Raw genomic sequence first — 1,223 nt, 5'->3', positions numbered from 1 at the left:
AAGGTAGCCACATCGGTGGCATCAGGATTCTTGATGATGAGCATGCTGGTGTCGAATACCAGGGTGTTGCCAGCAACAGTTGTGGTAGCAGAAGCCTCCAGCTTGTCGCCAACCTTTGTAATACGGACGGTTACTTCCGTCTCCTTGCCCTCTCCTGCACCAATGTCAATCTTTAGTTTAGCGTCATCAAATAGGTTCTCATTGTCCTTCATGGGCTTTACCAGGCCGGACAGAACAATCTTTCCGTCCTTGTAGATGGCCTTTAAACCCTCTAAGCTACCGTCACTAACAGTAACCTTCTTTATTTCAGCAGGCAGACGCTTCACTGCGGAGAAGTCAAGATAATATGTCTTCGGTTCAGCCGTTTGCCCTTCTTTCGCCTTCGGAGTAACGGTTACCTTCCTCCTGAAATTGTTATCCTCAACCATCTGATTCAGGGTAAAAACTGCTATCCCGTCGGATGTCAGCGGCTTTTCTTGACCATCTCCACCCTGAACTTTTATTACGTCGCCAGTACCAGCAGTAAGCTTCAGAGCAAGGTAGTGACCCTTCTGATAATCCGGGTTAGTGGAGAACTGCGTCCAGACAGGAATGTAATTGCTGTTGCCCCTAACGGTGATAGTGGTAACCTTATTCTCGTTGGTCTTCCGGGTAGTAGAGATGTTGGACTGAAGGTCAGTACCCTTCTTGCCGTACACAGTGCCGGTCACAGGGGTCACCTGCAGAGTACCGTCGCCTTCCTTCATCATGTCAACATTGTTGAAGTCAATAGTCCACTCTGTTCCTTCAACGGTCTTTGCGCCATTTTCATCGATGGCTCCACCAACCATAATCTTTCCTTTGGAATTCGTCTGGTTCTGGATACGTGTAACAAACTCGCTGTCCGTACCCTTCCACTTGCCTTCTGTGGGGCTCCAAAGGTACACAGGCATATTTGCAGGGTTTGTTATCTTATAGGCAACAAAGTTGCCTTCCTGCTGTTTTGTATCGCTGCCGTGGAAGCCAGACCAACCACTCACATAGTAAGAGGTACCGGTAACAGTTACGGTCTTGGTCGACGCGTCAACGCTGCCTACGATGTCAGCCTGCAACTCATTTGTACCCTTGCCGTTTTGTGCCTCATCAAGCACGTTTTCCTTATCAAGGGCCTCGAACTTGGGCTCCTCAGAGGGGAAGCTCAGGCCGGAGAAGTCAAAGGTGTAGGTGTGCTCCGGCAGGTTGCC

The 1,223-nt window shown here is 49.6% G+C and carries 1 protein-coding gene; it reads right to left on the bottom strand.

The genetic code is table 11. The annotated features are described in order from the left end of the window. A partial coding sequence (locus D5270_RS16475) for a hypothetical protein (RefSeq protein WP_166545100.1) occupies positions 1 to 1,223 on the bottom strand: 1,223 nt, incomplete at both ends.

The sequence above is a fragment of the Acutalibacter sp. 1XD8-36 genome (assembly GCF_009917525.1).
Classification (GTDB): Bacteria; Bacillota; Clostridia; order Oscillospirales; family Acutalibacteraceae; genus Acutalibacter.
The sequence above is the reverse complement of the archived record's forward strand: the minus strand, read 5'-3'. Positions and strand labels throughout refer to the sequence as shown.